We start from the raw sequence: 26,728 nt of genomic DNA on the forward strand, positions 1-26,728 counted from the left end.
GAATTTATTCAATGATCAGCTGATCGGAGAAAATTTGCAGCTGCTCGACAATCGGCAATCCGTCAATCCGTTCCAATAAAACGTCCTGGTTATAATCGACGATAAATCGCGACAATTGACCGTTTTGGTCGGTGAATCTTAACCGTTCGATCGATTTCACTTTTCCGCGGACAGCATTGATCTCGAGCCTTTCCCTGGCGAAAATCCCGCCATTGATATAAAAAAGGGATCCCACTCCATAAAGCTCCGCCTTTTTATCAGTGTAAAAAAACGCTTTAAGAGGCTGGATTTCTTTCTCTTCGTCCGGCAAATAAGGAGGTGCGCTTTCGCGGGAATTTTTAAAATTATTAAACTCGTTCATCCTCGTGATCAGCAGTTCATTTTTGACGATAAGAATGAGCTGTTTTTTATTATCTTCAGCACCTAAAATATTGACATTTGATAAATGTGCCGTGTCGCCGGCATAGATAACCGAATCAAACACGACTTCATCGTTTTCGCGGCCATTATCATTTTCGTCTCCGCTGATCCTTATCGCCTTATTGACAAAGATATTTTTGTTAAATTGGATCGCCGTATCGGCCGCCTTGACACGAAGGTCTTTGCCGGCAACCATGTCTCCGTTCAGTGTTAATCCTTTCGCCTCTAAATCCTTGCTGTTGTCCGCGGATGATTCAATCCTCACAGAGTCGGAAGAAACGATCATTTTCTCTGCTGCGAGCCTGCCGTCAAGATTAATGATGTGAATATCGCCTGCAACATAGACATCATCCAGCAAGGTAAGATCTTTATAGCTGACTAAGTAAAGATCCCCGGAAACGACGAGTTTTCCTTCGAATGTGATCGGTGCATTTGTGCTCATTACAACTGCATCTCCGGTTAGCTTGATGTCTTCTTTAAATCTCAGCGGTTTATCCCGCGCTTCGATGCGATAGCTTTCTTCAAGAGGTTCAATCGATTCTCCCAGCAATGAAAGCGGATTGGACTGTTTCTCAACCTTTTCGACTTTGCCGTCGCCAGCTATAGTCGTTGTAAAAAGCTGATAATTGTCGATATCATCCCGTAAATCGTCACTGAAGGAGGAGCCATCCGCAGCACGCCTCGCCTGCAGCGTACTGTTTTCAAGCATCTCATTTGTCCTGTCGGTGAAGGTCTGTTCGAAATGGATGTTAACAAACTGGCTGTCATGCTTGAGCCCGGGAGCCGCTTCTTTATAGAAATTTTCCCGTTTGATGAGCGGCAAAAGGTTTGCCGTACTGCTGTAAAAATCTCCATTTACAGATGTCAGCGGTGTGGCTTGCCTGGCCCATGTTTGATCGCGTTTTTGGTAGTTCGCTTCTTTATCAATCGATAGCTGGTTCGCATAGACATTGCCAACAATATTGGCGGAGCCGTTCAGAAATAATCCCTTATCTTTCCCGTCAGAATGAGAGCCGACAGCGTATTTAAGAAAGCTTGGCAGGGGGGAAAGAATAATTCGTTTCCTCAGCGTTCTTGCCACGTCTCCTTCTGTTTCAACGGGATTTTTCACAGTCAGGATCATTTCATATGCCCTCGTAAAGTCTTTATCTGTTTCAATCGCAAAATGACTATCGAGCGCTTCTTCGTTTGGACAGGAAGGATTAAGATTAATCCCAGGTGACCGGCTGACATCAATGATCGTTAAACAGTCAATAAATGGTTCATCTTTGTATTTTTTTATGAGGTCCAGCAATTCTTGCTGAAGTGCGTTATCGATGTCTCCGATATGATCCCTGTCCAACTCTATCGTGTCTGTGGAAGCGGCTAAATCGGCAACCATTTTTTCGATCACCTTGACAGAACCATACGTTAAATTCAGATCGCTTTCCCGCGTTTCAACCCGCTTTGCCCCGCCAATCGAAGCGGCGACAATCGATAATCCAAGAATCGTAAAAACGAGGGAAACAAGCAAGACCGTAATCAGTGTGTTACCAGCTTCGTTCTTTGTCATGGTCTTCCCCCTTTAAAATCCAAACTCACTTTTCAAGTTTAATGGTGTGCTGAGTCTGTCATGATCCAAAAACAAATCGAGGCTAATGACTCCTTTTCCGCATGCATTTTCGGATGAATCGATATATTCATTGCATGAAACAGTGATCGAAGATTTTGCGAAATCTGCGGCCGACTCAATCTCTTTCCCGTTTACCTCAATTATTTGCCGGCCGTTTTTTTCAATAAGTTGTATCACTCTTGGATTCTCGGGAGCTGGCAGACTGTCATTGTATTTTGCCTGCTGATCGACCGAGTAAAAAATATTTTCCCCGCTGCCGGCCTTTGCGATTTGTGTATATGTCCCATCAACAAGCTCAACACAGTTGTCACCGCAGTCTTTCACATAATCAAACGGGAACGAATAAAAGGTATTCATCACCACCGTAGCCGCGTAATCGGCATCATCCCTCAGCTGGCCTTCAACTTGAATCTTGTTGTACAGCTTTAATCCCGATGAAAAGACTCCATATATAACAGGCAAAACAATAAAAGATATCGCTAATACAGCAAGCAATTCGTATAAAGTGAACCCTCTTTCATCGGATATCTTCACTTTTGATAACTCCTTCAATTTCAGTTTCCTTTGGGGCGCCGCCTGCAGTCCATTCAACCCGGACGGTGACCGGAATAAAATGGCTTTTATAATCGCTGCTTTGTTCGTCTGAATGAGAAACGGTTACATCATATTCGATATTATTAACCGTAATTGGTCTACACCCGGGCGCAGGACTTTGTGCCTCTGTAAACTTTTCATACTTATCCTTGCAAATCAGGATCGTAAACGTTTCGTCCCGGTTGTCTTCGAAGCTTTTTTTTATTTCAATAAAATTCTCTTTTTCGAAAAACATCAGCGCATTGCGGGCTACGTTGACCGCAGCGGTCTTTTTTTGGTTTAAATTTGTATAGCTGTATGCCTGGGTAAAAAATTGCATGGACCCTATTAAAATAATTCCAAGAATCGTTAAGGAAGCAAGAACTTCTACTAATGTGAAACCTTCTGAATCTGTCACGATTTTTTTAAAGTTCATCCATTCCCCTTCTTTCAAAATATCTTTTATTATTATACAATATTTTGGAGGATATATTTGGCTTAAATAGTCGAAATAAGCAGTTTTAGCATGATTTAAGCAGATTCTGGGAAAATATTAATACAGTCCTTTTTTACCGCTTAAAGGGGTGAAGCGATGACTCATTTTCTATTAGCAACAGTATCTCTTGTTATCTTAATACCGGTCATTTATTTTTTGCCGTTCGGCTTAACGAACAAGGGTAAAATGACCATGATTTTGTCAGCATATTTGCTGGCTCTCTTTGGTAAATCTCTAAACAGAGTGTTTGAACTGTGGCAAACAGCACTCGTTTTAGTGCTCATGATAGCGATATTCGCTTATATAGGGGCGGGCAGATGGCAATTATCGATTTTCACGGTTTCTGCCGCCCGCGCTAAAAGCGAACAACCTTTCACGGAGCGCTTACATAATAAAGAGCAGAACAGAGATAATTCAGGCACCCCTGCTTCAGCCAGCACTGAACACATGGAACAAAATATGACAGAGCATCATGATAGAATTGCGGATTGGGGCAGCATTCCTGCTGTTCAAGAAGCTGCTGCGGGAAGAGAAGAACTGCAAGAGGACCATGAGTTTCTTAATGAGAGAGAATCCGAGCCGGGGGAAATAGATGTGATCGAAGAAAATCCAGGTGTTTCCTACATGGCGGAAATCGAAGAACTTATTTTTGATAAAAAAGAAAACGACTTGATGCAGGGTGAAAGCCGATGAAACGGAATTCGCCAACAGCCAGGCTGTTTTTCACCCTGCTTTTTTGTACCGCTTATATTTATTGCTTTTCCCATTATGGATCAATTGCTATTGACAGGGTTTTCTCCGCTGAAGGGTTCGGACAAAATACGGAGATCGCCGGAGTTCAACTTTCAGGAATGACAAGCGGGGAAGCAATCAAAAAACTCGCGTCAGCGCAGAAGCAGTGGGAAGAAAACACAAAACTTCGCATTCATTATCGGGAAAAAGTCGCTGAAGCAGAATTAAAGATGTTCCATTTCGACCTTGAGGAATCTGTTAATCTGGCACAATCGGGAAAAAGAAACAATGCCATTGTCCGGATAGATGAAAAATCATTGGCAGAAATACTTTCAACGCTCGGTGTGAACGAACAGGATAGCGGGGCGCTTGATATATCCAGGCTACAAGCCGATTTAACTGCCCTCGCTTCCATGCTTGAAACAGGCGGACACACCATCAAGATTGAAAGCTATTTGCCCGAAATTGAACAAGGTGAAGTCATTTCCGAAACAATGATTTCAGGCGAGGTGCAGCTCGAACAATTGCGGATGTGGACGGAACAATTTGCGGCGATTGAAATTGCTGCAAACTCCTCCTTTTCGATGATAAAAACGGCGGACGGCAGCAGCGCCTCAGAATGGAGTGAAGCGGCGTTAAGCATGATTGCATCTGCGATATACCAAACCGTTCTGCCGACGAATTTTCCAATCATTGAGCGCCATATCGGCAGGGAGCTTCCTGCATACGCAGAAGCAGGCTATGAAGCGAAAATCGATTTAAAAAGGAACATGGATTTCGTTTTTAACAACCGTAATGACCTTGTCTACCAGTTGGAGTTTAGAATGATGGGAACAGCATTATACGTTTCATTAAAAGGGTCCCAATTTTCCGATGATTACTCGGTAAAAGTCGAAGATAAACAAACTTTTAAGCCGAAAACGATTGTTCAATACAGCGCCCAGCTTCCGCCCGGACAGACGAAAACGCTCGTTGAAGGCAAGGATGGAACCGTCGTAAAGGTATATCGGACCGTTTCAGGCCCAAATGGAAAAATGGTCAAGGATGAGCTCGTCGCGGAAGACTTTTACCCGCCTGTTCACCAAGTAATGCTGCGCAGTTTAATCGTCGAGGAATCTCCCGAGCCGATAACCGGCGATACAGAAAGCGCAACGGAAGCTGTTGACGGTGTTTCCGCTGACGGTGGAGAAAGCATGGCCGGCACTTCTGCAGCAGCCGGTGCCGGAAGCGGACAACCTGGCCAATCTGCAGCTCCGCCAAACAGCGGGCCGGCAAGCGATTTATCGGGACAGTCGAACGAACCCGTAAAATAAACAGGTTCACGTCAGTCAGGCAACATCGTGTAAGAATCAGGGAGGTGAAGGAAGAATGGCGATTAAGCAAACACGAAAACGGCTCGGTGACTTGCTGGTTGAATCGGGCCTGCTTTCCGACGCTCAACTGCAAACCGCACTTCGCGAAAAAAGCAAAGGACAGAAGCTTGGCGATGCCTTGCTGAAGCGGGGGTATATTACAGAACAGCAGTTGATCGAGGTGCTTGAATTTCAACTGGGCATTCCCCATGTCAGTTTATACCGTTATCCGTTTGATCCAAAGCTATTTAGCATTATTCCGAAAGAAATGGCAATTCGCAACTTAATTATTCCGTTGAAAAAAGACGGGCAAAAGCTTTTTATTGCGATGGCGGATCCGATGGATTTCTATACGATTGATGACCTGCGGCTGTCCACCGGCTTCCAGATTGATACAGCCATTGCATCGAAGGATGATATTCTCCGGGCGATCAATAAGTACTATGACATGGATGAAGGCTTTGAAGAGCTGCTCAACGATTCATCCTCCCGGACAAATGTGGAAGAGGATAAATTGGTTGACCAGGATTCCCCGGTTGCCCGGCTCGTCAACCAAATATTGGCGAACGCCGCGACGCTTAAAGCGAGCGACATCCATATCGACCCTCAGGAAACAAAAGTAGCCGTTCGTTACAGGGTTGATGGAGTGCTAAGGACAGAGCGGATCTTGCCAAAGCATATGCAAAGCGTTCTGACTGCAAGGATTAAAATCCTGTCTAAATTGGATATTACCGAGCACCGCATTCCCCAGGACGGGCGAATGAAAATCAACCTCGATTTCCATCCGGTTGATTTGCGGGTTTCAACGCTGCCAACCGTTTACGGTGAAAAAATCGTCCTGCGCCTTCTGGATCTCGGCAGTACTCTAAATGATATCCATAAGCTTGGCTTTAATAAAATCAACCTGGCGAGATTTACCGGGATGATTGAAAAACCGAACGGGATTATTCTCATTACCGGCCCGACCGGATCCGGGAAATCGTCCACCCTCTATGCCGCCTTAAATCGCCTCAACCACGAAGAGGTTAATATTATTACCGTTGAAGATCCGGTTGAGTACCAGCTTGAAGGAATAAATCAAATCCAGGTAAACCCGAATATCGGCATGACGTTTGCAAAAGGGCTGCGGGCCATCTTGCGCCAGGACCCGAACATTATCATGGTCGGGGAAATCCGCGATAAAGAGACGGCTGAAGTGGCGGTCAGGGCTTCTTTAACAGGACATCTTGTACTCAGCACGCTGCATACAAATGATTCAATCGGCTCGATCACAAGGCTTCTCGATATGGGAGTCGAGCCCTTTCTGGTTGCTTCCTCGATCAGCGGCATCGTTGCCCAGCGCCTGATCAGGAAGGTGTGCAGGGACTGTGCTGAAGCGAATGAGCCAAGCCGGCGCGAAGTGGAGATCTTTGCAAAACGCGGCCTCAGCATTGAACAGGTTTGGAGAGGAAAAGGCTGCTCTTCCTGCAATATGAGCGGGTATAAAGGAAGAATTGCCATTCATGAAGTACTCGTCGTCAATGACGAGATGCGAAAGGTCATTATGAACGGTGAATCTTTTTCAAAAATGCGCGAACTGGCCATCAAAGCAAAAACGATATTTTTAATCGATGACGGCCTTTTAAAAGTCAAGCAGGGCATCACGACAACAGAGGAAGTTTTGCGGATGGCAATTCCTGATTAGGAGTGCGGAGAAATGAAAAATAGAGTTGATGCTTTGCTTAGAGCCGGCTTTGAATTAAAAGCCTCGGATATTCATATTACGGTTGGCGTCCCGCCGGTAATGCGAATCAATGGAGAATTGAAACGGTATGGGAAGGATTCCCTTATGCCGGCAGATACAGAAGGGATGGCAAAAGAACTGATTCCGGAAAATATGTGGAGTCATTTTAAAGAAAAAGGTGAACTGGATTTTTCTTACGGCATTCCCGGAGTCTCCAGATTCAGGGTCAATGCCTATTTGCAAAGATCATGCATAGCGATGGCGGTTCGCATTGTCCCGACAGCCATTCCTTCCCTTGATGAGCTGGAATTGCCCGAAGCGCTGAAAAGAATCGCCGCAAAACCGCACGGATTAATTCTTGTTACGGGGCCGACCGGCAGCGGAAAGTCGACGACGCTTGCAGCCATGATCCATTATATGAATCAAACGATGCGAAAGCATGTTATTACGCTTGAAGACCCGATCGAATATTTGCACAAGCATGGCGGATGCATTATCGACCAGCGCGAGGTCGGCTTTGATACGAACAACTTTGCCAATGGGCTGCGGGCAGCGCTCCGCCAGGATCCCGACGTGATTCTTGTCGGCGAGATGCGCGACCTTGAGACGATCCAAACGGCGATAACCGCCGCAGAAACCGGCCATTTAGTTTTGGGCACGCTCCATACGTCAAGTGCGGCAGCAACGATAAACCGGATTATCGATGTTTTTCCGCCGGCCCAGCAGCCGCAAATTCGCATCCAGCTTGCGACCGTGCTTGTCTCGATCATATCGCAGCGCCTGTTTCCTACTGTGGATAAACAGGGGAGGAAGGCTGCGACTGAAATTTTGATCAATAATCCGGCGATCAGCAATTTGATCCGCAATGAAAAAATCCACCAGATCAATAATGTCATGCAAACTTCGAAGGCGCAAGGAATGCACACGCTTGAATCAAGCATTTATGAGCTTGTTCAGTCAGGCCGGGTTTCCAAAGAAGCGACAATCCCTTATATTCAGGGAAAGGTGAATTAATATGCCTCGTTTTAAATACAGCGGCCGCGACCGCAAGGGGAAAAAGTCCGGCGTGGTCACAGCCGGATCGCGAAGGGAAGCGCTCCTCCAGCTTAAGGAAAACGGGATCAGAACGATGGAAATAGCGGAGATTCCCGAGACGGTCTGGACGAAGGAGCTGATGATCGGCAATCCCGTCAAGCTTGAGGATTTTGTTATTTACCTGCGGCAGTTTTCAACGCTGCTAAAGGCCGGGGTGCCTGTCGTTGAGTCAACGGCGATCCTTTCACAGCAAACGGAAAGCAAAGCGTTGAAAAAAGCTTTAATCGCCGTAGAAGAGGATTTACGCGAAGGCAACCCGCTGTCAGAAGCGGTCGGCAGGCATAAAAGAATTTTTACAAGCATGTTTGTGAACATGATTAAAGCCGGGGAAGCAGGCGGAAATCTTGATGATACGCTTGAAAGGCTGGCGGTTCACTTTGAGAAGCAGCACTTTACGAAGCAAAAAATCATGTCGGCGCTTGCCTATCCGATAACAGTTGGAATCATTGCGGTTGCGGTTGTGATTTTTTTGCTTGTCAGCGTTGTCCCGACCTTCGTTGACATGTTTGCCGATTTTGGCGGCGAGCTGCCGGCTATTACACAATTTGTTTTAAAATCCAGTGAAATGATGCAGCGATTTTGGTGGCTTGTCATCTTCCTGTTCATTGCCGCCTTTACGGTTGTTGTGATGATGAGGAACAACAAAAAGGCGAAATACTATTTGGACTTTTTTCTTTTAAAATTGCCGCTGTTCGGCAGAATTTTGCAAAAGGCTGCCCTTGCAAGGATGACGAGGACGTTAAGTTCGTTATTTGCGAGCTCGGTGCCGATCCTGCAGGCGCTGTCAATGGTCGAGAATATAGTCGGAAATGAAGTGATCGCAAGAGTCATCCGCAAATCACGCGACAGCCTGGAACAGGGAAAATCGCTGACAGAGCCGATGCGTGCACATTGGGTGTTTCCTCCTCTCGTTTCGCAAATGATTGCAATCGGCGAAGAGACGGGGGCGCTTGATTCGATGCTCGCCAAGGTTGCCGATTTCTATGAAAAGGAAGTTGAAAGCAGCACTGACCGCCTTAAATCATTGATCGAACCGATCATGATCGTCATTCTCGCCAGCCTTGTTGGCACAATCGTCATCGCGATCATCATGCCGATGTTTGAGATATTCCAGCAGGTCGGCTGAAATTTTGAAAGAATATTAACATTTATTACTTTTATTGTTCTATTTTTCTAGTATACTTGAGTTAGCAAGGTCAAAAGAATCGGGGCAAATGAACTAAAGAGAGGAAGATGGAGATGTGGCAAAGAATCAAAGCAAGTGCAAAAAGTGAAAAAGGGTTCACTTTAGTTGAACTTTTGGCTGTGATCGTAATCCTCGGAATTGTTGCCGGAATTGCTGTGCCAAGTGTGGGCGGGATTATTAATAAAGCAGAAAATGATGCCAAAGTTGCTGAAGGAATTTCGATTGTAAATGCAGCGAAATTATATGTTACTTCCAATAATCCTTCTGCAGCAACAACGACATTAACAAAAACGGAATTGGACAATTATTTGGATAATGTGAAAAATGATACTTATACGGTTACTGTGAAAAAAGATCAGTCCTCGGGAAAATATTCTTATGAGCTAAAAAATCATAATTCAGTCAGGTTAGTTGGAGATAAAAACGCTACGGCGACAGAAAAGGAATTATTAGAATACTAAAATGATGCAATTATATGTTTTTACTCTTGGCATCCTCCTTGGCTCCTTCTTCAATGTCGTCGGCTTGCGGGTGCCGTTAAATAAGTCAATTGTAAAGCCGCGGTCGCATTGCCCTTATTGCGGGCATACGCTGTCATGGTTCGAACTGATACCGGTCATCTCATATTTGCTACAGGGAGGGAAATGCAGGAGCTGCAGAGCTCCTGTTTCTCCCCTGTATCCATTTGTTGAACTGGTAACAGGGCTTTTGTTTGTGTCAGCGCCGCTGCTGACAGGCTGGTCGGCAGAGCTTTTTGTTGCATGGTCGCTCATTTCCCTCGTTGTGATTGTGTTTATTACGGATATAAAGTATATGATTATTCCCGATAAAGTCCTGCTCGTATTTGCAGTGATTTTTTTATTGGAACGGGTCTTTTTGCCGCTCGATCCATGGTGGGATTCGTTTCTGGGAGCGGCAGCTGGCTTTGGCTTGTTGCTGCTGATTACGGTTGTCAGCAAAGGTGGAATGGGCTTCGGGGACGTTAAGCTGTTTGCGGTGCTCGGCTTTGCAACAGGCACAAAGCTTGTGCTCCTGGCGTTCTTTTTGGCGACATTATTTGGTGCGGTTTTCGGCCTGATCGGAATGATGGCCGGAAAGCTGGAAAAGAAGAAGCCGATCCCGTTTGGCCCTTTTATCGGGCTTGGCGCCCTGACAGCTTATTTTTTTGGTGAAGAATTGCTGTACTGGTATATTCATTCTTTTATTTAGGGAGTTTTTACAATGGCACTGAATTTTCATTTTGGCAAAGCACGGACAGTCAACCTGACGATAAAAGACCATATCATCCGTTTCGTCGAATTGAAACAAGCAAATCCGCCTGTTCCAGCGAGAACGGGAGCGCGGTTTTTGCCGCCCGGAATTGTCAAGAACGGGAAGATTATCGATCCTGAAACGCTTGAAACGATAATGGAAGAGTGTGTTGCCAATTGGAAAATTTCAAGGAAGCAGGTCCGTTTTCTCGTTCCTGATCCATTTGTTGTCATTAGAAAAACGTCGATTCCGCCGGATATTAAAGATGATGAAATAAGAGGCTATTTGTTTATGGAACTCGGGACAAGCATTCACCTCCCATTTGAGGAAGCGGTATTTGATTTCTACCCGCTTTCCGGTAAAGACAGCGAGAAAAAGGAGCTGCTGCTGTTTGCGGCCCCTGAAGAAATCGTAAAAGAATATGTTGACCTGCTTGAACGTGCAAGGCTGAAGCCTAATGCAGCTGATATTTCCTGCCTTGCTCTCTACCGGCTGTATCATAAGCTTGATTTAGCCGGGAACAATGACAACCTGATGATGATCCAGTTTGATCTGCAGACTGTAAATGTCAGCATTTTTGAGAGGCATTTACCCGTGTTTATGAGGCATATCGGGATGGACATTGACGCTTCAACGTGGAATTATAAAACGGAACAATTTGAATTTACCGGCAGCAGGAGCGAGGTACTCAATCCTCTCGAAGACATTTACAAAGAAATTGACAGAGTCATGAATTTCTACCATTACTCTTTAAACCAGGGCAGCCGCCAGGTTACAAAGATTGTTGTCGATGGCGACCATCCATGGCTTGATGAAATCTTTGCCGAAATGAACAGGCGCTTTGCGGTGAAGTCGGTGAAAATAACGCACCGGGCGATGGCAGGATCATCAGAAGCATTATTAACTCCCTTTCACGTCAATATCGGATTAGGATTGAAGGAGGTATAGACATGCTCGCAGATATCAACCTCCTCCCGAAGAAAGAACCAAGAAACAAAACAGCCGCCATTTTGCTCGCTGTCGCGGCTGCAGTGCTTATAACTGGAATAGCGGTCTTTTACTGGCAGCTGGAGGTGCGCAAACAAAATCTGGAATCAATTGAAAATCAGCTCCGCCTAACAAATGATATCATTGAAGTGGAAGGAAAAAAATTAGCTGATCATCAATCTGTCCATTCAGTAGAAAAGTTGGAAACCGCAATTACCCGGGCTGGCGATCAGCGAGTAAATACCGTGTATTTACTGCAGGAGCTGACAAGACTTCTCCCTGAAAGAGGCTTTATTACCGAGTTCGCAATTGATCAGGAATATTTAATCAAACAGGTTGTTCAATTTGATACGAAAAGCGAGGCTGCCTATTATTTGAACGCTTTAGTAAACATTGACTGGGTCAAGGAAGCAATCGTGAAGGAAACGAAAGCCGGCGACTGGGAAGTTTTGAATAATAATACCGGCGTATCGGATGAAGAGCTTGTAGAAATAGGCAAAAAAGAATATCTGCCAAGATACTATGCTGAATATGAAGTTAAGCTCGATATTCCTGCGTTAAAAAAAGCATATAGTGAGGCAGCCGGCCCTCGAAGTGCCGACACGGAAGAAGGGGGAGAGACCCCGTGAATCGAGAAGTGGCGAAAAAACAAATCCTGATCACCGTTCTCGTGCTATTGCTGTTTGGGGGCATGGCGCTTGGAAGCTATTATGCATTTTTGCTGCCTCTTAATGAACAACTGCAAAGAAAAGAATCCGATTTAAATCTGGCGGAAGGCGAATTAAAAATCATCCAAAAACGATTGGAACAAATGGATGAAGAACCTCCCTTAAGCACCATGGAGCTACAACGCCGGATGCCGGTGACACGGATGCTTGATCAATTGCTCCTCGATATTGAGAGGGCAGAAATTATTTCGGATACATATGTAAAAGAAATAAGGCTGAACGGGCCGGGAAGTGAGGAAGAAATCGAGCCGGCCAAAACGGATCACAATAATTTAGCTGACGGCGACGAGATCGGCGAAGCTAATATCGAAACCGGCAAAAGCAGTGAAAATCCCGGCGACGGAGTTCTCCCGAACGGGGTGAAAAAAACAACAGTTGTGATTGCCGGAGAAGCGGATACTTACTTTGAAATGGAAAGCTTTATTGAAGTGATCGAAGGCTTACAAAGAATCGTCAAGGTGGAACAATTACAATTCACTGCGCCGGAGGAGATCTATTCTGTAGAGCAGACACCCGAGCTGCTTGAGTTTGAATTAACGATCGCAGCTTATTATTATCCCGGGTTGGAAGACTTGCAGGAAGAACTGCCGCCCCTTGCCGCTCCTGAAGTATCGAATAAGAAAGACCCGACAAGCCGTTTTTCAGAAGGGAACACAAACAATGATCAGCCTTAATATGAATGGTTTGATTCGATAAAAAACCATGAATATTGAAAGATGATCCGGGTCACCTGCCCGGGATTTCCCTTCGAAAAATTTGACGAAAGCATTCAATAACAAGACGACAAAAGTCTTGTTATTTTTTTTTGCCAGTATGTTAGGATGAAACAAATCTGCATCGACTGGAGGGGGAGCAAGCAGTGGACAAGCATGAAAACGGCAAAACCATTACGATCAAAATTAACGGCAGTGACCGTCCCTATAAGGAAAAACCGCAAAATCCCAATCAAGCAAGCCATGAAAAGAAAGCTCCAGCCGATTTAGCAAAAATATCTCCACATGAAGAAGCAGCAGCCGGCCAGGAGGCAGTTGATGAAAGCTTTGATTGGATTCTTCCTGATCCGGATTTTGAACAGGATATAAACGAATATAAAATCGAAGATATGTTGAAGCAGAAGAAAGAACGTGGCTGGAACGCCTTTAAAGAAAAGACAGGCTCGAAAAATTCGAAGAAGGTTTTCTCTTCGCTCTTTTGGTCTGTTTTTTTTGCTGTGCTGCTGGGGGTGAGCCTTGGCTTCATTATGCTCAAATTGGTCACAACGGAGCAGACAGTCAAGGATGTTCCGACTGGCGAAGACGCGAGCCAGGGTGGGGCAGAACAGGCTGGCAAAGGTGAAGCAACAGCAATGGTTGCGCCGATTTCAACGTTTGTTGTGCAGGAAGGCGTTTATACAACCACCGATGCGGCAAAAGCAGCTCTGGCTGCAGCCGAGCAGAAGGGCGCTGTCGGAAAAATCATTGAAATGAATGGACAAGCCTTTCTTTTTCTCGCTGTGGCAGATAGCCTTGAAGCTGCTAAAAGTATGGGGATCAGCCTGCAGAAGCAAGGATTAAAAATATATGCCAAGGCGCTGGAAGTCGGGGGGAAAGAAGCAAGCGGCTTAACGGAAGGGGAAGTAAAGCTGCTCGAGATCGCTGCCTCTGCCTACTCCGATGTTGCTTCAGCCGGCACGCATGCATCTCTTTCCCGGCCCTTTGATGCTGCATTAACTGACAAAGTCAGTGCACACGCACAATCACTGAACAAGGTGCCTGCTAATACATTGCAAAAGGATGAAATAAAAACACTCAAAGTTGAATTGGAAAATGGCTTAAAACAAGCGCAGCTTTATGCAAAATCTCCGGGTGCCGACTCGGAAAAAGCTTTGCAGAAAAGTTTGCTTGCTGTCCTTGCCGCCTACCATGCTCTGTAATTATAGCCAAATCGTATATTTTCCGGGAAATTGGACAAATTATCAGAGTCTGCTCACACCTTTGGCAGGCTCTTCATTTTATCATTTCGGGCGAGAAGACCCCTTTCTCAAAGGAATGGGTTGGGCGTAGCCCAATGAGTAGGGAGGGGATGAATCGCCCCTCCGAAGGAGAACGCTTTTCAATTGAAAAAGGAACATATATTCTGATAAAATATAGAATATAATTGTTTAGAAAGGAGCATGGATTATGGGTATAAAAGCGTATTTTTCAAATCGAGTATATAAAAATACTCTTCCGAAAGAATATGTGGAAGCCACTAGCCATGCCCTTTTAGTGTTTAATAGAGCCAAACACTTTGCTTTCAGCACGACTATAAAAGAAAAGCGTTCCGGTCAAAATAGACGTCCAAAATCTATGCACCTTACGGTGAAAGAAAGATTCAATCTTGATGATTATTACGCAAATAGTGCTGTCCAAGAAGCATCTGCTATGCAAAAAAGCCTTATTGAGTTAAACAAATTGTATGTTTCGAATAAAGAAACACAAATTGTATCTATTAAAAACAAAATGAAAAAAGAAAAAACCAGACTGACAACCTTAAAAAAGATTAAAACTTCCTTCATAAAAGGGAAGCCATCCTTCCCTAAAAACTCAAAGATAAACAAAATGGGAAGTTTTTTTGTTGTGCAATTTAAAATGAAAACGGACATCTATTACCACGCTTATCAGTTTGAGCATATTTACTTGGATAATGAAATTCGGAAACTTCAAACAAAGATTGGTTTTTTAACTTTCAGGTTGAACAAATACGAACAAGAATTAAAGAAATTAAAAACAGGGATAACCAGTGTTGTTTTTGGCTCCAAAAAGTTGTTCAAGTCCCAACACACCGTTGAAAAATATAAAAATAACCAGCAGTTGTGGCTGAAGGAATGGGAACATTCCCGTTACAATCAAATGACTATTTCAGGCAGAAAAGATTCAGGTTCCGGCAATTTTGTTTTTAGATACGACATATCAGAACGAACATTAAACTTTAAAACACCGTCAGGTGTAAATGTTGAGATAAACAATGTTCATTTTCCTTACGGACAAGGCGAAGTGGAAAAGGCTATCTTTAGTCAGATGAATTGTAAGGATAAGAAAAAATACGGAAAGCCAATCGCCTGGTCCGTTGAAGAACATGGAGATTACTACATATTCAAATGTATAGTGAGCACGGAACGAAAAGAAAATATCAACTATTCCAAATCTGATGGAATGATCGGAATTGATTGCAATGTTGACCACTTCGCTGTTTCGAATGTTAATTCCAAGGGACAGCTTATTTCTTCATGGTCATTAAAATTCAATATTTTAGGAAAAACATCGGGTCAAATCTCTAAAATGATTGAGGCAGAGGCAATCGAATTAGTGAATATTGCCCATCGGGCAAACAAACCGTTGGCTATTGAAAAATTGGATACGACAAAATCGAAAGTATCCCCTCCATATGGAAATAAAAAAGCAAACTTCAAATTCAATATGTTTGCTTATAATAAAATGGTCTCAGCGATTAAATCAAGAGCTGAAAAAATGGGTGTAGCAGTATTCGAAGTAAATCCAGCTTATACAAGCCAAATTGGTAAAATGAAATACATGAAACGCTTTGGGATCTCCATTCACGAAGCTGCAAGCTTTGTAATCGCTCGAAGAGCAATGGGATTCAAAGAAAAACTCCCACCAGTGTTGGGTACACTATTACCAGAGAAGATAATAGGTGCTCATCATTGGGTGCAGTGGGGGTATGTTTCGAAAATGCTGAAAGAGATTCGCACTTGTGCGTATTACCGTTCAGAACTTTTTGATGTAGACAGGTTTCGTTCTACGAACGAACTTTTCTTCCCGGGGGCTCTTACAGGACTGGAAGCAAAAGGTTTGTCGAAACTAAAAAGTGAAAAAACCGCCTCCTAGTTGAACGGGAGACGGTCGCATATTTTTGGTATGTGTCTTGTCTTTACAAGAATCCCCCACATCAAACAACCCGTTAGGGTGTTAAGTGGTGGGTAGTTCAATTAGAGACTACCAAACACCGAAATTAGCGTAAACCGCAAAAAAAAAAACAGAAAAACTTCCTGTTTTCCTCTTTTTTAATTGTTAGAAACAGGGAAGTTTGATACGATTAGCTTGTATCTCTCTAATGATCATGCAATTGTGAAGGTAAGGTGATTTTAGGTGCAGCGCCTCATTTTAGCCTCTTCTTCTCCACGGCGAAAAGAACTCCTTGAAAATCTTCATTTGGAATTCGAAATTTCAGGCAGTGATGTTGATGAAATCTTTGATCCTCAGTCAAGTCCGGAGGAGATCGTCACCGAGCTTGCCGATCGAAAAGCACGCTTTGTCGCCGGTAAATTCCCGTCTGCTTTTATTCTTGGTTCAGACACGATAGTGGTGTCCGGGGGAAAAGTGCTTGGAAAACCTGAGGACGAAGCTGACGCGGTCTCGACGCTGAGGAAGCTATCAGGTAAAACCCATGCTGTTTTTACAGGTGTATCGATTATTGGTAATGGAAAAAACATAAAGTTCTATGAAAAAACCGATGTGACGTTTTGGGAGTTAACCGATGAAGAAATCAAAACGTATGTAAACAGCGGTGAACCGTTTGATAAAGCAGGTTCATATGGAATACAGGGCCTCGGAAGCATGCTTGTCAAAGAGATTAAAGGCGATTTCTTTACTGTAATGGGATTGCCGGTCTCAAGAACGGTTCGAGAATTAAGAAAGGCAGGCTTCGAATTGCCGTTTTAAATCAGCTTTGTTATGTTGGATCCTAATGCAACCGAAAGTACAGGAATTTGGCTGCAAGTTTTACAAGAGCAGATTAGGTCATTTCGTTGCTGCCTGGTAAGCTCTCCCTCGTCACAATCGGCGAACAGGGAGGAATTGATTTGAGCACAGAATTAATGATTCGCGATTTTCCCGCGGATGAACGCCCCCGTGAGCGGTTTGTCCAGAATGGCCCGGAAAACTTGTCAAACCACGAGCTGCTGGCGCTGTTGCTGCGAACTGGTTCAAAGCAGGAATCTGTCCTGCAGCTGGCAAACCGGGTTTTGTCGAGTTTTGAAGGTCTAAGGCTGCTAAAGGATGCTTCATTAGAAGAAATTACTGCAATCAAAGGAATTGGAACGGCAAAAGCGATACAGGTCCTCGCAGCGGTTGAGCTGGGCAGGCGGATTGCCAATCTTAGCGATGATGACCGTTATATTATCCGCTCTCCCGAGGACGGCGCGAAATTGTTAATGAATGATATGAGGTTTCTGTCCCAGGAGCATTTTGTTTGTCTTTATCTCAATACAAAAAACCAGGTGCTGCACAGACAGACGATCTTTATCGGGAGCTTGAATGCCTCGATCGTCCACCCTCGGGAAGTATTCAAAGAAGCATTCCGGAGGTCGGCAGCGTCGATTATTTGTGTGCATAACCATCCTTCCGGGGATCCATCACCGAGCAGGGAGGATATCGAAGTCACAAAGCGGCTCGCAGAATGCGGGAAAATAATTGGGATTGAAATGCTTGATCATTTAATTATCGGTGAAAATAAATATGTCAGCCTCAAAGAAAAAGGGTATTTATGACACTAGGTTTTTATTTGACGATAGGCTATAATATTGTTTATGATTTTTGCAGGCTGGATTAAGGCTTCAAACCATCCAGTATAGCCATTCAGGTCAATTTTAAAACGTTAAAAAACTATCGTTGCACCGGCTTTTCGCCAACGTTCGCAGCGTTCTTTCGACAATAAAGGACAAGCGGGTAAACCGAAACCGGATAAAACATCTTATTTGCATTTTTTGCTTAAGTATCAGAAAGGGAGATACATTTATGTTTGGAATTGGGACAAGAGATCTTGGAATCGATTTGGGTACAGCGAATACCCTTGTATATGTGAAAGGCAAAGGAATCGTCCTCAGGGAGCCTTCCGTTGTCGCGCTGCAAACAGATACAAAACACATTGTGGCGGTCGGAAACGATGCAAAAAACATGATTGGCCGTACACCGGGCAATGTCGTCGCATTAAGGCCAATGAAAGACGGCGTCATCGCTGATTATGAAACAACTGCTACAATGATGAAATATTACATTAACCAGGCTACGAAAAACAAAGGCTGGTTTGCCGGCAAGCCGTATGTAATGGTCTGTGTGCCGTCAGGAATTACTGCCGTTGAAGAACGTGCTGTCATTGATGCTACGCGCCAGGCGGGAGCAAGGGACGCTTACCCGATTGAGGAGCCGTTCGCAGCCGCCATCGGCGCCAACCTCCCTGTTTGGGAACCTACAGGCAGCATGGTGGTTGATATCGGCGGCGGGACAACCGAAGTGGCGATCATTTCATTGGGCGGGATCGTCACAAGCCAGTCGATCCGTATTGCCGGGGATGAGATGGACGATGCGATCATCAACTATATCCGCAAAAATTACAATTTAATGATTGGCGAAAGAACCGCTGAAATGATTAAAGTCGAAATCGGTTCCGCCGGAGACCCGGAAGGCATAGGCAACATGGAAATCCGCGGCCGCGACCTGTTAACAGGCTTGCCCAAAACAATGGAGATCACTGCTGAAGAGATTGCGAGAGCGCTGCATGACACGGTTTATGCGATCGTTGACGCGGTTAAGCTGACTCTTGAAAAAACTCCGCCGGAATTAGCTGCCGATATTATGGACCGGGGGATAGTTTTGACAGGCGGCGGTGCGCTTTTGAAAAATCTCGACAAGGTGATAAGCGATGAAACAAAAATGCCTGTTTTAATCGCCGAGAACCCGCTCGATTGTGTCGCGATCGGAACGGGAAAAGCGCTCGACCATATTCATTTATTTAAAACAAGAGCGAAAGATTCTCGCTAATGCTGATAGTAGAGGTGTAAATCATGCCACAGTTCTTTTTTAATAAACGTTTGATTTTACTGCTTGCCAGTATCATTGTTCTCGTGGCATTGATTGGGTTTTCTTTAAGGGAAAGAGATCAATTAACCTGGCCGGAGCAGTTCATCAAGGACACGACCGGCTGGGTTCAATCTCTTGTTTCAAGACCGGCTCATTATGTTGCCGGCTTTTTTGAAAATGTGCACGATTTGCAAAATACATATCATGAAAACAAGGAATTGAAAGCACGGCTGAATGATTTGACTAAGCTGGAAGTAGAGGTTCAGGAACTTCAAAAGGAAAACAAAGAGCTCAATGAAATACTCGGCAAGGAAGAATCGTTGCGGGATTTTGAACCAAAGCAGGCGACGGTAATTGGAAGAAACCCGGATCGCTGGCATGAACTGCTTATTATTAATAAAGGGAAAACGGATGGAATCGAGCCCGACATGGCGGTTATCACGGCAACAGGGCTGATCGGCAAGGTGAAAAGTGTCAATGGATTAACTTCAACCGTGCAGCTGTTGAGTTCAATGGACCCGACAAACCGGATTTCGGCTTCGGTGTTTGGCGAAGGAGAAAAACCCTACCACGGCACTATTGAAGGCTACGATAAAGAACAAGAATTGCTTCTATTAAAAAATATCCCTTTTGATGCTAAAATAGAAAAAGATAAGATTGTCACTACGTCCGGATTCGGTGGCGTGTTCCCGGGAGGGCTTGAGATTGGCAAGGTTGTCGATGTAAAGCCGGATCAGTTTGGCCTCACCCAAACCGTTTATGTGAAGCCAAGCGCAAACCTTTATGATATACAGCATGTGATGGTCGCGAAGCGCAGCATTACAAGGCCTGAATTAACGGACATGGCAGATGGCGAGGAGGAGGAACTGTGAGAAGATTCCTTCTTCCTGTTTTATTAATGTTCTTTTTTGTGATAGAAAGTACATTTGTAGAACTGCTTCCTGCAGAAATCTTTAACAGCGAGCGTATTTTGGTGCCGCGTTTCTTAATGATTGCTCTTTTCTTCTTGACGATTTATGGGAGCGTTAAGCACGGAATCATTTATGCGCTGATTTTTGGCGGGCTTTTTGATATTGTTTATACAGAGATTATCGGCATTTATTTGTTCCTGTTTCCGTTCATGGCTTATATCGTTTCGAGGATCATGAAGGTTTTGCATGCGAATATCATCATCGTCACTTTTGTGTCGCTGTTCGGGGTTGCCCTTCTTGAGCTTTCCGTATATGGAGCCAATCTATTAATCAATCGGACAAATCTCGATTTTTCAACTTTTACTTTTTTAAGATGGTTGCCAACATTGGTCTTAAATTTAGCGTTCACAATCATTGTTGCTTTTCCGTTGAAAAGGCAGATTGAAAAATTTGCGGAGCATTTGAAAGATTAATTGTTAAAATCGGCCTCTGTGCCGCTATCCTTTTACTTAAAATAAAAGTGGCAAGAAGGAGTTTCGGCATATTCTGTCGAAATTGTTTCTACCTGAGGTGTTGCTGACATGAAAAAAATGCAAAACGTTACGATTAAAGGAACAAAGGACGGGCTAACGCTTCATCTCGATGATTCTTGTTCTTATGAGGCTTTAAAGAAGGAGTTAGACGAAAAGCTTTCCGTGAGCTATCGGGGGGATGGGGGCAATCACCTCATTTCCGTTAAGGTAAAGGTGGGCAACCGCTATTTGACCGAAGCACAAAAAGAAGAAATGAAAGAGCTTATCCGTCATAAAAAAAATCTCGTTGTCGAAGAAATCCATTCGAATGTGATCACGATTGAAGAGGCAAACCGCTTGAAAGCCACCAGTGAAATTGTGCCGATTGCAAAAATTGTCCGCTCCGGCCAAATTCTTGAAGTGCCGGGAGATTTACTGCTGATTGGTGATGTGAATCCCGGAGGAACGGTTGCAGCCGGAGGCAATATCTTTGTGATGGGAGCTTTAAAAGGAATTGCCCATGCAGGGCGGTCGGGAAACGGACAAGCAGTGATCGCCGCTTCGGTTATGAAGCCTTCCCAGTTGAGGATCAACGATTGTATCAATCGCGCCCCTGACCAATATCCGGAAGGGGATAAGCGGGAAATGGAATGCGCATACATAAATGAAAATCAGCAAATCGTCGTTGATAGATTGCAAGCTTTAGTTCAACTTAGACCTGAGTTAACAAGATTGGAAGGGGGACGATAATATGGGAGAGGCAATAGTAGTGACATCCGGTAAAGGGGGAGTTGGCAAAACGACAACTTCTGCCAACCTGGGAACGGCTTTGGCCCTGCAAGGAAAGCGTGTGTGCCTGGTCGATACCGACATCGGCCTGCGCAACCTCGATGTTGTGATGGGACTGGAAAACCGGATTATATATGACCTTGTTGATGTCGTTGAAGGAAGATGCAAGATTCATCAAGCACTTGTTAAAGATAAACGGTTTGAAGACAAGCTTTACCTTCTTCCGGCAGCGCAAACAAGTGATAAATCGGCTGTCCAGCCTGAACAAATGAAAAAGCTTGTCGAAGAACTAAAACAGGACTATGACTATATTGTGATCGATTGCCCTGCCGGAATCGAACAGGGTTATAAAAATGCTGTTGCCGGGGCTGATAAGGCCATTGTCGTCACCACTCCGGAAGTATCGGCTGTCCGCGATGCGGACCGGATCATCGGGCTGCTCGAGAAAGAAGAAAATGTCGAGTCACCGAAGCTCGTCATTAACAGGATTCGCAGCCATATGATGAAAAACGGCGATATGCTCGATGTCGATGAAATCACAACCCATTTATCGATTGACTTGATTGGCATCGTTGCCGATGATGATGAAGTGATCAAAGCTTCCAATCACGGTGAACCAATTGCGCTAAATCCGAACAGCAAAGCTTCAATCGCATACCGGAATATAGCCCGCCGCATTTTAGGCGAGTCTGTTCCGCTTCAGCCTCTCGAAGAAACCGACAAGGGCGTATTTTCAAAATTAAAACGCTTTTTTGGCGTAAAGTAGGCTGAACATATAAGCTGGATCCATATTTGATTCGAACCGGGGGAAACCCCGGTTTTTTACATTCAAGAGAGCGCACTTTGAACTTTTTGATTGATACCTTGAGATCTATAGATAGGCACCGGGGTTTATAATGGAACTCAGGATTTATGATCGGCACTTGGGATTATGAGGAAAATAATCAACCTTTCGGGAACGATCGCTCGACGAAAAGTCATACTCGTGACGGACAACTCATACACTTGTACAAACTGTGTAAGGGATTGGTGGGGAGAAGATGCGTTCCAGAGCCGATGATATTCGAAAAAGGATTGCAAGGAGAAAGAGGGAAAGAGACAAGTTAACCGAACATAATCCGGTACATCCTCTTTGGGCTGAAGACGAGGAGCGGTATGGATTCGAGAAACTTTCCTCATTTGAAGGCGGACGGGGCGACGGCGAACACCCCCTGTTCCGCAAGGAGTTTTTTCTGTTTAAAATTTTGGCTTCCGCCTGTCTTGTTTTAATTGTTGCGATCGTTTTCCGCAGCGAGGCAGGTGCGTTGCAGCCAGTCCGCAGCTTTGTTCAAAAGTCGATGAATGATGATTTTCAATTTGCAGCTGTTTCAGAATGGTATGAACAGCAGTTTGGTAAACCGCTTGCCCTGCTCCCTTTTAAAGAAGACCCGGACAAAAACAAAACGGATCAATTAGAGACCGAGTATGCGCTGCCTGCATCGGGGAAAATCCTTGAGGATTTCGATGTCAATGGCCAGGGAGTCATGATTGAGACGGGTCTTGGAGCTGCGGTACAGGCCATGAACGAAGGCTTCGTAAATTTTGCCGGCGAAAAAGAAGGGTTCGGAAAAACAGTGATTATCCAGCATGGAGATACGAGCCAATCGTGGTATGCTAATCTGGAAAAGATTGATGTGAAACTGTATGATTTTATTGAAAAAGGATCCACGGTCGGGACAGTTTCAAAAGGGACTGACGGTTCAAAAGGTGTATTTTATTTTGCCATAAAAAAAGGGGATAATTTTGTCGATCCCGTTCCGGTGATCCGCTTTGAATAAAATTGGGGCTTTGTTCAAAAAAATTCACGTCCATACACTGCTGTGGCTTATCATCGCTTTAGCGGTTATGACCGGACATTTTTTAGAACTATCCATGCTGCTGCTGATTATTTTTGTTCATGAAATGGGGCATGCGGTAGCGGCCTCTTTTTTTTCCTGGCGCATAAAACGGATTTCGCTTCTTCCGTTTGGGGGTGTAGCGGAGATGGAAGAGCACGGAAACCGCCCGCTTAAGGAAGAGGCGGTCGTTGTCCTCGCCGGACCTTTACAGCACATTTGGCTCGCCCTGGCCGCATTTTTTTTCTATAAGGCCGCCTGGTTGCCGGAGCATTGGTTTTGGCTGTTTATCGATTACAATGTGATGGTCCTTATTTTTAATTTACTGCCAATCTGGCCTTTAGACGGTGGAAAGCTTGTATTTTTGTCCCTGTCGCTGAAGGATCCATTTCAAGTAGCCCATAACCGCACGCTTTTGGCCTCATGTTTCAGTATCGCCATTTTTACCGCAATTGTATTATTCACTGTTCCAGGCAATTTAAACGTGTGGATTGTCATTGGCTTTCTGCTGTTCTCCCTTTATGGGGAGTGGAAACAAAAACAGTATGTTTTTATGAGATTTTTGCTTGAACGCCATTATGGGAAAAATAGTGAATTTCGCCGCTTAAAACCGTTAAAAGTAAACGAAGAAGAGCTTGTCATCAACGTACTTGAAAGGTTTCAAAGAGGCTGCAAGCACCCGGTTATCATCGAAAAAAATGGCAAAGAACAAGGTTCATTGGATGAAAATGAACTTTTGCATGCTTATTTTTCAGAAAAGCTCCTGTCGGCGCGGATTGGGGATTTGCTTTATCCGTATTAGGAGCAGGATAATTGTAAAGGAAGTGGTGTAAAACAGATTTTCATCCGGTGATGGGCCGAACTTGAACTGGTTCCAGCAAATAGAAAAAGTGAGGAAGAAACTTTGGATAAATTGATTGTGAATTATGGTGCGAGAGAAAAACGATTTGCGCTTTTAAAAGGGAACCGCATCGATCGATTATTTATCGAGCAGCCGAAATCGCGGTCTGCGGTTGGCAGAATCTATTCAGGCATTGTCACGAAGGTGCTGCCGGGAATGAATGCGGCGTTTATTGACATCGGCGAAAATCGTGCCGGTTATTTGCATCGCGACAAGCTGCCTTCCTATGTTTTATCCGATGAAGAAAAGGGTTTGAAGCAGAACCGCCCGATTTCGGCGTTTGTTCATGAGGGAGAAAGACTGCTCGTCCAAATCGAGAAGGATGCGGCAGGTTCGAAAGGGCCACGGCTGACCGGAATTATCGAGCTTCACGGCGACGGGCTTGTCTACATGCCGCACGGTAAATATGTGGCTGTTTCGAAAAAGATGCCTGATGAACAAGAACGGGAAAAATGGCGGCATTTTGGGCACCAGATTAAACGGGAGCAGGAAGGGCTTATTATTCGGACCGCTTGTGCCGGCATGGTGGGCGAAGCTGTTGCTTTGGAGCTTGACCGGTTGCGAAACCATTATGAACTGCTGAAGACACAGGAACAAGCAATGAAAAAGCCGGGTGTAGTGCTCGAAAATGAGCCGTTTTTAGAAGAGCTTTATGGAGAATTGAAAAGAGCTGAATTCGTTGAAATCGTGGTCGATGATTTTACCCTTAAAAAAAAGCTTCTCCCTTTTTTATCGACTGGGAACAAGGATGCCGAAGTGAAAGTTTATACCGGAAAAGCGAATATTTTTGCTGAGTATAAAATTGAGCAGGAGATTGAAAAGGCGTTAAAAAGAGTGGTCTGGCTCAAGAACGGCGCTTATTTAATTTTTGATGAAGCAGAGGCCCTGACGATGATCGATGTGAATACCGGGAAATTTTCCGGCAAGCATGATCTGCAAAGAACCGTTTTGGAAACAAACCTGCTGGCCGCAGAGGAAATTGCCAGGCAAATCCGGCTCCGTGATATCGGCGGAATTATTTTAATCGATTTTATTGATATGGACTCTGATGATGACCGGGACGATGTGCTTCGAAATATAAAAGCAGAGCTAGCCAAGGATGAAAGAAGGACAAGGGTTATCGGCTTTACGCAGCTTGGAATTTTGCAGCTGACACGCAAGAAAACAAAACAGTCGCTCCTCGAGTCTTTGACGGTAAAATGCCCGGAATGTGACGGGAGCGGGCGGGTCATCAGTCCGGAAACGGCTGCTTTCCGGCTCGAGCGGGAGCTGTGGGAATACCGTTCCTCTGACCATGAGGCGGTTCTTGTCCATGCTTCTGAATCCGTGAAGAAAATATTTTCCGGAGAACACGGTGAGCACATAGAACGGCTCGAATCAGCGCTCGGCATGAAAATATTCTTTTTAAGTGCGGATTCTGAAAAACCTCACTATGACATCCGTCAATTTGGCACAAGAGAAGAAATTCAAGAAAAAGCAGAGCGATCGTAACAATTGTTTTTTAAGTTTTTTTCCCGCTTTGCATTGCCATTTCACCGGTTGACATCATATGTGGAATGTGATAGTATTTTCATGTTATGTTTGTAGCGCACCTGTGCTACAACCGCTCAGAACAGGTTAAAGCTTTTGCACTTTCTTTGCAAAACGCCTGGTGATGGCGAGTCTTAGTCTATAAGGAGGTGCAGTTCATGTACGCAATTATCGAAACTGGCGGTAAGCAAGTCAAAGTAGAAGAAGGTCAGGCGGTCTTCATCGAAAAGCTTAACGCGGAAGCAGGCGAAACGGTTACTTTTGATAAGGTTCTTTTCGTAGGCGGCGAGAATGTAAAAGTAGGCAGTCCATTAGTGGAAGGTGTTACGGTTACAGGTAAAGTTGAAAAACAAGGCCGTCAAAAGAAAATCATTGTCTTCAAATACAAGGCAAAGAAAAACAACCGTAAAAAGCAAGGTCATCGTCAGCCATATACAAAAGTAGTCATTGAAAAAATCAATGCATAAGGTTAGATTAGATGATTGAAATTACGATTAACCGCAGTGAATCCGGAATGATTCAATCATTTAGCGTGAGTGGACATGCTGAATTTGCTGATCCCGGGGAAGACCTTGTCTGTGCAGGCATTTCTGCTGTTTCCTTTGGATCTGTCAATTCAATTATTGGCTTAACGGGGATCGAACCCGTTATCGAACAGGGAAAGAATGGCTTTCTCCGATGTGAAATTCCCGGCGATCTTCCGGTTGAAACACAAGAGAAAGTGCAATTGCTCCTTGAGGGCATGGTCATTTCATTGCGGACGATTGAAAGAGATTACGGAGAGTATATAAAGATTAACAATAACTAGGAGGTGGGACAAATGTTAAGATTGGATCTTCAGTTTTTCGCTTCTAAAAAGGGAGTAGGTTCTACAAAGAACGGACGTGACTCAATCGCCAAACGCCTTGGCGCGAAGCGTGCGGACGGTCAATTCGTCAGCGGCGGTTCAATTCTTTACCGTCAGCGTGGTACTAAAATCTACCCTGGCGTAAACGTGGGCCGTGGCGGCGACGACACTCTATTCGCCAAAGTTGACGGAGTTGTTAAGTTTGAGCGTGTAGGCCGTGACCGCAAACAAGTGAGCGTATATCCAGCAGCTCAAGAAGCGTAAGCTTCCTGACGGAAAACTCTAACCGTAACGGTTAGAGTTTTTTATTTAAAGCTATAGGAAAGTATAAACGTTTCTAAATATAGTTGGGCGTTTCGATGTCCAGCTCCAG

General features: G+C 44.6%; 28 protein-coding genes and 1 other annotated feature. Of the genes, 25 read left to right on the forward strand and 3 right to left on the reverse strand.

From position 1 onward, the window contains the following. Window positions 1-4: 4 nt before the first annotated feature. Genes CU633_RS20770 through CU633_RS20780 form a run of 3 tightly spaced genes read right to left on the reverse strand, consistent with a single transcriptional unit; the run spans window position 5 to window position 3,041 of the window. On the reverse strand, window positions 5-1,972 hold the full coding sequence (locus CU633_RS20770) for a hypothetical protein (protein WP_101662466.1): 1,968 nt from the start codon (window positions 1,970-1,972) through the stop codon (window positions 5-7). 12 nt (window positions 1,973-1,984) lie between these two features. Beyond that, window positions 1,985-2,566 carry a PilW family protein gene (locus tag CU633_RS20775; protein WP_101662467.1) on the reverse strand — a complete coding sequence of 194 codons (582 nt, stop codon included), beginning with the start codon at window positions 2,564-2,566 and terminating at the stop codon, window positions 1,985-1,987. Then, the gene (locus tag CU633_RS20780) at window positions 2,550-3,041 is read right to left on the reverse strand and encodes a type IV pilus modification PilV family protein (RefSeq protein WP_101662468.1); all 492 of its coding nucleotides are present in this window, start codon (window positions 3,039-3,041) and stop codon (window positions 2,550-2,552) included. The genes CU633_RS20775 and CU633_RS20780 overlap by 17 nt, the downstream gene beginning before the upstream one ends. A gap of 156 nt (window positions 3,042-3,197) precedes the next feature. On the opposite strand from CU633_RS20780, the gene CU633_RS20785 reads away from it, so the two are divergent. From CU633_RS20785 to rpmA, 25 genes are all read left to right on the forward strand, one after another. Beyond that, on the forward strand, window positions 3,198-3,794 hold the full coding sequence (locus CU633_RS20785) for a hypothetical protein (RefSeq protein WP_101662469.1): 597 nt from the start codon (window positions 3,198-3,200) through the stop codon (window positions 3,792-3,794). Continuing rightward, the gene (locus CU633_RS20790; protein WP_101662470.1) at window positions 3,791-5,146 is read left to right on the forward strand and encodes a G5 domain-containing protein; all 1,356 of its coding nucleotides are present in this window, start codon (window positions 3,791-3,793) and stop codon (window positions 5,144-5,146) included. Before CU633_RS20785 ends, CU633_RS20790 begins: the two co-directional genes overlap by 4 nt. A 55-nt stretch (window positions 5,147-5,201) precedes the next feature. Next, complete coding sequence (locus tag CU633_RS20795) at window positions 5,202-6,869, forward strand: GspE/PulE family protein (protein ID WP_180955057.1); 1,668 nt, start codon at window positions 5,202-5,204, stop codon at window positions 6,867-6,869. Between the two features lie 12 nt (window positions 6,870-6,881). Beyond that, a complete protein-coding gene (locus CU633_RS20800) occupies window positions 6,882-7,922 on the forward strand; it encodes a type IV pilus twitching motility protein PilT (RefSeq protein ID WP_101662471.1) in 1,041 nt (346 codons plus the stop codon). A 1-nt stretch (window position 7,923) separates the two neighbouring features. Continuing rightward, window positions 7,924-9,129, forward strand: coding sequence for a type II secretion system F family protein (locus CU633_RS20805; protein ID WP_101662472.1), 1,206 nt, complete (start codon window positions 7,924-7,926; stop codon window positions 9,127-9,129). Between the two features lie 113 nt (window positions 9,130-9,242). Further along, window positions 9,243-9,650, forward strand: a complete 408-nt coding sequence (locus tag CU633_RS20810) for a type II secretion system protein (protein WP_101662473.1) — start codon at window positions 9,243-9,245, stop codon at window positions 9,648-9,650. Window positions 9,651-9,654: 4 nt separating this feature from the next. Further along, window positions 9,655-10,398, forward strand: coding sequence for a prepilin peptidase (locus tag CU633_RS20815; protein WP_101662494.1), 744 nt, complete (start codon window positions 9,655-9,657; stop codon window positions 10,396-10,398). Between the two features lie 12 nt (window positions 10,399-10,410). Beyond that, window positions 10,411-11,388, forward strand: coding sequence for a type IV pilus biogenesis protein PilM (gene pilM, locus CU633_RS20820; protein ID WP_101662474.1), 978 nt, complete (start codon window positions 10,411-10,413; stop codon window positions 11,386-11,388). Between the two features lie 2 nt (window positions 11,389-11,390). After that, the gene (locus tag CU633_RS20825; protein WP_101662475.1) at window positions 11,391-12,056 is read left to right on the forward strand and encodes a fimbrial assembly protein; all 666 of its coding nucleotides are present in this window, start codon (window positions 11,391-11,393) and stop codon (window positions 12,054-12,056) included. After that, window positions 12,053-12,829, forward strand: a complete 777-nt coding sequence (locus CU633_RS20830) for a pilus assembly protein PilO (protein ID WP_101662476.1) — start codon at window positions 12,053-12,055, stop codon at window positions 12,827-12,829. The genes CU633_RS20825 and CU633_RS20830 overlap by 4 nt, the downstream gene beginning before the upstream one ends. A gap of 185 nt (window positions 12,830-13,014) precedes the next feature. Continuing rightward, window positions 13,015-14,067: a stage II sporulation protein B gene (locus CU633_RS20835; RefSeq protein WP_101662477.1), complete on the forward strand. Its 1,053-nt coding sequence runs from the start codon at window positions 13,015-13,017 to the stop codon at window positions 14,065-14,067. Between the two features lie 247 nt (window positions 14,068-14,314). Then, on the forward strand, window positions 14,315-16,021 hold the full coding sequence (locus CU633_RS20840; RefSeq protein ID WP_257959190.1) for an IS200/IS605 family accessory protein TnpB-related protein: 1,707 nt from the start codon (window positions 14,315-14,317) through the stop codon (window positions 16,019-16,021). Between the two features lie 261 nt (window positions 16,022-16,282). Then, window positions 16,283-16,855: a Maf family protein gene (locus tag CU633_RS20845; RefSeq protein WP_101662478.1), complete on the forward strand. Its 573-nt coding sequence runs from the start codon at window positions 16,283-16,285 to the stop codon at window positions 16,853-16,855. Between the two features lie 155 nt (window positions 16,856-17,010). Beyond that, window positions 17,011-17,682 carry a RadC family protein gene (gene radC / locus CU633_RS20850; protein ID WP_180955058.1) on the forward strand — a complete coding sequence of 224 codons (672 nt, stop codon included), beginning with the start codon at window positions 17,011-17,013 and terminating at the stop codon, window positions 17,680-17,682. Window positions 17,683-17,929: 247 nt separating this feature from the next. Next, on the forward strand, window positions 17,930-18,952 hold the full coding sequence (locus CU633_RS20855) for a rod shape-determining protein (RefSeq protein WP_101662480.1): 1,023 nt from the start codon (window positions 17,930-17,932) through the stop codon (window positions 18,950-18,952). Between the two features lie 23 nt (window positions 18,953-18,975). Next, window positions 18,976-19,863, forward strand: coding sequence for a rod shape-determining protein MreC (mreC, locus tag CU633_RS20860; protein WP_101662481.1), 888 nt, complete (start codon window positions 18,976-18,978; stop codon window positions 19,861-19,863). Continuing rightward, window positions 19,860-20,375, forward strand: coding sequence for a rod shape-determining protein MreD (gene mreD, locus CU633_RS20865; RefSeq protein ID WP_101662482.1), 516 nt, complete (start codon window positions 19,860-19,862; stop codon window positions 20,373-20,375). The genes mreC and mreD overlap by 4 nt, the downstream gene beginning before the upstream one ends. Before the next feature lie 108 nt (window positions 20,376-20,483). Beyond that, window positions 20,484-21,164: a septum site-determining protein MinC gene (minC, locus tag CU633_RS20870; protein WP_101662483.1), complete on the forward strand. Its 681-nt coding sequence runs from the start codon at window positions 20,484-20,486 to the stop codon at window positions 21,162-21,164. Between the two features lies 1 nt (window position 21,165). Further along, window positions 21,166-21,969 carry a septum site-determining protein MinD gene (minD, locus tag CU633_RS20875; protein ID WP_101662484.1) on the forward strand — a complete coding sequence of 268 codons (804 nt, stop codon included), beginning with the start codon at window positions 21,166-21,168 and terminating at the stop codon, window positions 21,967-21,969. A gap of 274 nt (window positions 21,970-22,243) precedes the next feature. After that, window positions 22,244-23,020 carry a M23 family metallopeptidase gene (locus CU633_RS20880; RefSeq protein WP_101662485.1) on the forward strand — a complete coding sequence of 259 codons (777 nt, stop codon included), beginning with the start codon at window positions 22,244-22,246 and terminating at the stop codon, window positions 23,018-23,020. Then, the gene (locus tag CU633_RS20885) at window positions 23,013-23,879 is read left to right on the forward strand and encodes a M50 family metallopeptidase (RefSeq protein ID WP_101662486.1); all 867 of its coding nucleotides are present in this window, start codon (window positions 23,013-23,015) and stop codon (window positions 23,877-23,879) included. The genes CU633_RS20880 and CU633_RS20885 overlap by 8 nt, the downstream gene beginning before the upstream one ends. Window positions 23,880-23,981: 102 nt before the next feature. Then, window positions 23,982-25,469 (forward strand): Rne/Rng family ribonuclease, encoded by a 1,488-nt coding sequence (locus CU633_RS20890; protein ID WP_101662487.1) that lies wholly within the window; start codon window positions 23,982-23,984, stop codon window positions 25,467-25,469. Window positions 25,470-25,569: 100 nt separating this feature from the next. Then, window positions 25,570-25,653: a sequence feature (ribosomal protein L21 leader region), on the forward strand. Window positions 25,654-25,666: 13 nt separating this feature from the next. Continuing rightward, complete coding sequence (gene rplU, locus CU633_RS20895) at window positions 25,667-25,975, forward strand: 50S ribosomal protein L21 (RefSeq protein ID WP_101662488.1); 309 nt, start codon at window positions 25,667-25,669, stop codon at window positions 25,973-25,975. Window positions 25,976-25,986: 11 nt separating this feature from the next. Continuing rightward, on the forward strand, window positions 25,987-26,316 hold the full coding sequence (locus CU633_RS20900; RefSeq protein ID WP_101662489.1) for a ribosomal-processing cysteine protease Prp: 330 nt from the start codon (window positions 25,987-25,989) through the stop codon (window positions 26,314-26,316). Window positions 26,317-26,328: 12 nt separating this feature from the next. Next, window positions 26,329-26,619: a 50S ribosomal protein L27 gene (rpmA, locus tag CU633_RS20905; protein ID WP_101662490.1), complete on the forward strand. Its 291-nt coding sequence runs from the start codon at window positions 26,329-26,331 to the stop codon at window positions 26,617-26,619. Window positions 26,620-26,728: the final 109 nt, after the last annotated feature.

This window comes from Bacillus sp. V3-13 (genome assembly GCF_002860165.1).
GTDB lineage: Bacteria > Bacillota > Bacilli > Bacillales > Cytobacillaceae > Bacillus_BJ.